The 5,850-nt window shown below is 60.7% G+C and carries 6 protein-coding genes; 2 read left to right on the forward strand and 4 right to left on the reverse strand.

Annotation, left to right across the window (positions count from 1 at the left end; translation table 11 throughout):
• The 3 genes from rfaP to JNM42_RS00370 form a co-directional block, all read right to left on the reverse strand.
• Window positions 1-800, reverse strand: an 800-nt coding sequence (gene rfaP / locus JNM42_RS00360; RefSeq protein ID WP_294264426.1) for a lipopolysaccharide core heptose(I) kinase RfaP, incomplete at its 3' end; no start/stop codon positions are given.
• Window positions 797-1,918 carry a glycosyltransferase family 4 protein gene (locus JNM42_RS00365; protein ID WP_294264430.1) on the reverse strand — a complete coding sequence of 374 codons (1,122 nt, stop codon included), beginning with the start codon at window positions 1,916-1,918 and terminating at the stop codon, window positions 797-799. The genes rfaP and JNM42_RS00365, both read right to left, overlap by 4 nt.
• Complete coding sequence (locus JNM42_RS00370) at window positions 1,918-2,772, reverse strand: lysophospholipid acyltransferase family protein (RefSeq protein ID WP_294264433.1); 855 nt, start codon at window positions 2,770-2,772, stop codon at window positions 1,918-1,920. The genes JNM42_RS00365 and JNM42_RS00370 overlap by 1 nt, the downstream gene beginning before the upstream one ends.
• Before the next feature lie 201 nt (window positions 2,773-2,973).
• On the opposite strand from JNM42_RS00370, the gene metK reads away from it, so the two are divergent.
• Window positions 2,974-4,140 carry a methionine adenosyltransferase gene (gene metK / locus JNM42_RS00375; RefSeq protein WP_294264438.1) on the forward strand — a complete coding sequence of 389 codons (1,167 nt, stop codon included), beginning with the start codon at window positions 2,974-2,976 and terminating at the stop codon, window positions 4,138-4,140.
• Between the two features lie 106 nt (window positions 4,141-4,246).
• On the forward strand, window positions 4,247-5,485 hold the full coding sequence (locus JNM42_RS00380; protein WP_294264441.1) for an HD-GYP domain-containing protein: 1,239 nt from the start codon (window positions 4,247-4,249) through the stop codon (window positions 5,483-5,485).
• 78 nt (window positions 5,486-5,563) lie between these two features.
• Here JNM42_RS00380 and JNM42_RS00385 read toward each other — a convergent pair.
• Window positions 5,564-5,850, reverse strand: a 287-nt coding sequence (locus JNM42_RS00385; RefSeq protein ID WP_294264444.1) for an FAD-binding oxidoreductase, incomplete at its 5' end; no start/stop codon positions are given.

Below are 5,850 nucleotides of genomic sequence, written 5' to 3' on the forward strand. Positions count from 1 at the left end.
TTTCTCAGGAACTTCGCCTGCAGGCGCTCGGCCTCGCGCTCCAGATACCCCAGCAACACCGCTTCCCGATTAAGAATGTCGCGCAGCGAGCGGCCGAAATAGACGCGCAGAAAACGCAGGACATCGCGTCGGGTCAGACCGATGTTCAGCGCCGAAAAAAACAGGCTGGACAGATCCTTGTCACGCCAGCGACTGGGGAGTTTCTCGCGCACCTGCGCGCGATGCAGGTCGATGATCGACAGCCTCAGATCGCCTGCCGTCGGCGCCGGGTCGAGATGCAGCAGGAAGTGACAGAGGTATAAATCACGGTGATTGACGCCGCCACGATGCATGCGCCCGGCCATGTCGGCCACCCGCTCGATCAACGCACGCTTGAACGCCGGCGGCGGCGGATCACTGGGCCACTCGCGGCAGAAGTCTTCCAGGCTGATCGTCGGCGCCAGTTCCTCGGTGACGATAAAGGAATGTCGAGTGGCCGGGTTGCTGCCGCGCTGGCCGAAGGCGACGCTGTGCATGGTGTCGACACCGAGGCCGGTGAGGCGCTGCAGGGCCAGCCATTCGTTGTGCGCACCGAGCACCGGCAGGCGCAGCGAGAGCAGGTTCTTGAGTATTTCAGCCCAGCCGACGCCGCGATGGATTTTCACGAAATAGCCGCGACCGCCGACTTCGCTGCGCAGTGTGCGGCGCGCTTCGAGTTCGCGGAAGACTTCGCCCTTCAGCGTCTCAACGGCAACGAAAGGGTCGCGAGCCGACCACAGCGTTTTAAAAGGCTCGTCGATGATCAGCAGCGGCTTGTTCATTGGCGCGCATCCAGGATCAGGTCGGCGGCGCGTTCGGCATTGCTGTAGATGTCGGCGCTCTGTGCAAAAGCCAGCGCACCGGCTTGCCAGCGCATCCGGGCTTCCCGGTCACCGAGCATGGCGGCGAGCATCTCATAGAGCCGGGACTGCGCGAAAGGCTCGGGAACCACCAGGCCGCCTCCGGCTTCTTCAATGTAATGCGCGTAGCCGCAAACCGCCGTGGCCAGTACCGGCAGCCCGGCCACCAGCGCTTCGAGCAGGACGGTGCCGGTATTCTCGTTATAGGCCGGATGAATCAGCAGGTCGGCGCCGAGCAGGAAGCGGGGGATATCGCTGCGCCCCTGCAGTATGCTGACCTGCCCGGCCAGCCCGAGCGCACTCGCCTGACGCTGAAAGTAGCCCGGCTCGTCCTGCCCGATGGCGATCAGCCGCGTTCGGCTGCGCAAGGCCTGCGGCAGACTGGCCAGCGCTTTCAGGCTGCGATCGAGGCCCTTGGTCTTGAAACCCGAGCCGACCTGCAACAGGAGCAGATCATCTTCCGCCAAGGCAAACTCGCGGCGAAAATCGGCGCGAATTTCTTCCGCATTGGCCGGCGCACGTCGGTCAGGCGAAATGCCGGGCGGCAGCAGATGAAAGCGCGTGGCCGGCGTGGCGTAATGCTTTTCGAATAATGGCTGCTGAAGCGAAGAGATCATCAGGATCTCGGTACGACTTTCGGGCGAGAACACGGCGCGTTCGTAGGCGGCAAAATGCCGGTAACGCCCCGACAGCCGATACAGCGGATTGCGCAGCGTCTGCGCCTTCTCTTCGTAGCAGGGGTCGGCGGCGAAATAGACATCCAGCCCCGGCATCTTGTTGAACCCGATGACGCGATCCGCCGGACGGCGTCCCAGATCGCGGCGCACCCAGTCGGTGAATTTTGCATAGCGCCGCGCATTGCTCAACGCCTTGACCGGTACAAGCACCAGCTCGAATCCGGGCGGAACGTCGGCACGCCACTCCAGCGTGTAAACACGGACCGCATTTCCCCGCGCCTGACAGGCCAGTGCAATGCGCAGGCAGTCACGCTGCATGCCGCCAAAGGGAAAATACTTGTAAAGGCAGAAGGCCAGTTGCATCAGATTGTTTCCGGCGGCGCCTCGACGCCACGCGGACGCTTGTAGCGGTTGTAGCCCCACAGATACTGTTCGGGACACTGCCTGATCAGGTGTTCGATCTGATGATTGATCTGCTGGGCACGCTCTTCGGTGGTACCGCGGATTGGCTGCGTCGGTGCTTGCAGGTGGAAATGAAAGCCGGCCCCGCCAGGCAGACGTTCGGCCCAGACCATGATGACGGCGGCTCCACTCTCGGTCAGCCGCGCCGCCAGCGTCATCGTGTAAGCCGGCTTGCCGAAGAAGTTCATCCAGCGACCCTCGCCGAACTTCGGCGCCTGATCGGGCAGCAGGCCGACCGCTTCGCCTCGTTTCAAGGCCTTGAGCAGCGCCCGTACACCGGCCAGATCCGCTGCCGCAATGCGCAACTGCGCCCGCGCCCGCCCGGCCTCGATCATCGTTTGCAGCCACGCCTGTTTAGGCGGGCGGTAAAGCACGGTGACCGGCGCGTGCGTCGACAGGTACTGGGCGGTCACCTCGAAACAACCCAGATGCGGTGTCAGATAGACAATTCCCTTGCCCGCGCGCGTTGCCGCCTCGACCCGTTCCCATCCGCTTACCTTGACGACGTGGGCGACCGCATCGGACAAAGGACGCAACCAGATCCTGGGCAACTCAAGCGCCGAGCGGCCGGCATTGGCAATGGCCGAGGACCGCAAACGGCGCGCCTCCGTCTCGCCGAGAGCCAGCACCATGTACTCGCGCATGTGGCGGCGATAGGTCGGGGAAAATAGCCAGGCTAGCCAGCCGAGCAAAGCACCGAGCCAGTGCAGCCAGGCCAGCGGCAGATGACTCAGCATACGAAAAAAAAGGACCACGCAATAACCTTGCTGGCAACGGGTTTGACCCGCAGCTCACTAAAAACTACAATTATTACCTCCGCCGAGTTAATCAGGACAACTTGCAGGGCGGGGGTGGTCAAAAAAATGACTTCCAAAATACTGCTAAAGCGTCGTCTGCTCAAACCCCGGAGCCGGCTACGCCGACACAACGGGGTTTTTTTATTGGAGCAGAATCATATGTCCCACGAGTTTCTCTTTTCATCGGAATCCGTTTCCGAAGGCCATCCGGACAAGGTCGCCGACCAGATTTCGGATTCCATCCTCGACGCCATTCTGGCCGAAGACCCCACGGGCCGCGTTGCCTGCGAAACCCTGGTGTCCACCGGACTGGTCGTCATCTCCGGCGAAATAACGACCAAGGCGCACATCAACTACCGCGAAATTGCGCAGGAAACCGTTCGTCGCATCGGCTACACCGACTCCGACATCGGCTTCGACTACAAGAGTTGCGCCATTTTAACGGCAATCAACCGCCAGTCGCCGGATATTGCACAGGGCGTCAACGAAGGTCAGGGTCTCGATCTCGACCAGGGCGCTGGCGACCAGGGTCTGATGTTCGGCTACGCGTGCAACGAAACGCCCTCGCTGATGCCGCTGCCGATCTACTACGCGCACCGTCTCATGCAGCGCCAGGCCGAAGTGCGCAAGGATGGCCGCCTGCCGTGGCTGCGCCCGGACGCCAAGAGCCAGCTTACCGTCAACTACGTCGACGGCAAGCCGACGTTCATCGACACCGTCGTCGTCTCGACCCAGCACGGCCCCGAGGTATCGCACGCCCAGATCGAAGAGGCGGTGATCGAAGAAATCATCAAGCCGGTGTTGCCGAAAGAACTGCTGTCGGCCAAAACCCGCTTTCTGGTCAACCCGACCGGCCGCTTTGTCGTCGGCGGCCCGCACGGCGACTGCGGCCTGACCGGCCGCAAGATCATCGTCGACAGCTACGGCGGCACCGCACGCCACGGTGGCGGCGCCTTCTCCGGCAAGGATCCTTCCAAGGTCGATCGTTCGGCCGCCTACGCTGCGCGTTATGTGGCGAAGAACATCGTCGCTGCCGGCCTCGCCGACCGCTGCGAAGTTCAGGTCGCCTACGCCATCGGCGTAGCCAAACCGGTATCGCTGATGGTCAATACCTTCGGCACCGGCAAGGTCAGCGACGAGAAGATCGTCGACCTGATCGGCAAGCATTTCGACCTGCGCCCGAAGGGCATCATCCAGACGCTCAACCTGCTGCGCCCGATCTACACCAAGACCGCTGCCTACGGCCATTTCGGCCGCGAAGAGCCGGAGTTCACCTGGGAAGGAATCGACAAGGCGGCCGCACTGAAAGCCGACGCCGGACTTTGATCTTCTGTCACAAGAAAAGGGCCGCGAGGCCCTTTTTCTTTTTGTCCGAGGCAATCGGTGTAATATTATTTCTTCGGAAATTTGACGCCTAATCAGTCTCCACATCATGCTCAAGAAAATCAACGTCAAGCAGCTTGCAGTCGGCATGCACCTCAAGGAGTTCTGCGGCTCGTGGATGGAGCATCCCTTCTGGCGCTCGGCTTTCGTGATAACCGACCCCAGGGATATCAAGGCCATTCTGGCCAGCAGCATCAAGGAAGTCTGGATCGATACAGCGAAAGGACTCGATGTGGCGCTGGGCGAAACGGCAATGTCGGAAGCTGAATCCGAGGCTCAGGTTGATGCGGAACTGAACAGTGCGGCAAGTGCCGAGCGCGAAAGGACACCCGTTCCGGCCTCGCTCGAATTTGCCCGCGCCGCGAAGATCTGCGCCCAATCCAAACGCGCCGTTACCTCGATGTTTCAGGAAGCACGCATGGGCAAGGCGGTTGACATCGGCGGTGCTAAAAAGCTGGTGGAGGAAATCTCCGACTCGGTCAGCCGCAACCCAGGCGCGCTGATCAGCCTGGCCCGCCTGAAAACCGTCGATGACTACACCTACATGCACTCGGTCGCCGTTTGTGCGCTGATGATTGCCCTGTCCAGGAAGCTCAAGCTTGACGACACAGCGACCCGCTCGGCGGGAGTCGCTGGCCTGTTGCACGATCTCGGCAAGGCCATGATGCCGATGGAGGTGCTCAACAAACCGGGCAAGCTGACCGATGAAGAGTTTGCCATCATAAAAAAACACCCGGAAGAAGGCTACAAATTGCTGCTCGGCAACGCCCATGCCGATGCGATCGCTCTCGATGTGGTTCTGCACCACCACGAAAAAACCGACGGCTCGGGTTACCCCAAGGGCTTCAAGGACAGTGAAATCAGCCTCTTCGCCAAAATGGGGGCGGTTTGCGATGTCTATGACGCCATCACCTCCAACCGCCCCTACAAAGCCGGATGGGATCCCGCCGAATCGCTGCGCAAGATGGCCGAATGGGTCAATGGCCATTTTGACCCTACGGTGTTCCAGGCTTTCGTGAAAAGCCTCGGCATCTACCCGATTGGCTCGCTGGTCAAACTCAATTCCGGTCGCTTGGGCATTGTCATCGAGCAGGGCGAAAAATCCTTGCTGACGCCACGCGTCAAGGTTTTCTTCTCGACCAAATCCAATGCCCGTATCCTGCCGGAGATTGTCGATCTCTCACACTCGGGCTGCCCGGAAAAAATTTCTACCCGTGAAGATCCGGCCAAATGGAATTTCCCTGACTTCAACGAACTCTGGTCCGGATTGCCTGGCGCGCCATGGTAAGCACCGCGGTTTTTTGCTTGAAGATTCGCTCCATTGGCCGATATAAACATGGCCACTTTTTTGCATGAAATCCAGCAACTAACCCGGATGGATCAAAAACCCGCCGCGTAATGTCAATGTCGTGCCATTCCAGATCTGACGGCTGTCCGGCTTGCTGCGGGCAAGCTGGAAGCGGCCGTAAGGGCCTTCGATCCTGACCGTCTGCCCGGTCTTGACCCGATGCGCAAGCTTATTCGTGAAATCGCCCAGCGCCTTGATGAAAAAGGCGATCGTCCGCTCGCCCCGCTCGGCGCTGGCGATGGTGAAGGGATGCGCGCCCTCGCTCCGGTCAAAGGCGATGAAGGCAAACTGTCCGGGACGATGCG

The organism is Propionivibrio sp. (genome assembly GCF_016790145.1).
Lineage (GTDB): Bacteria > Pseudomonadota > Gammaproteobacteria > Burkholderiales > Rhodocyclaceae > Propionivibrio.

What these genes read in the sequence shown, in the direction of transcription:
- JNM42_RS00365 (WP_294264430.1), bottom strand. Translation starts at nt 1,918, where the DNA reads ATGCAACTGGCCTTCTGCCTTTACAAGTATTTTCCCTTTGGCGGCATG.
- metK (WP_294264438.1), top strand. Translation starts at nt 2,974, where the DNA reads ATGTCCCACGAGTTTCTCTTTTCATCGGAATCCGTTTCCGAAGGCCAT.
- JNM42_RS00380 (WP_294264441.1), top strand. Translation starts at nt 4,247, where the DNA reads ATGCTCAAGAAAATCAACGTCAAGCAGCTTGCAGTCGGCATGCACCTC.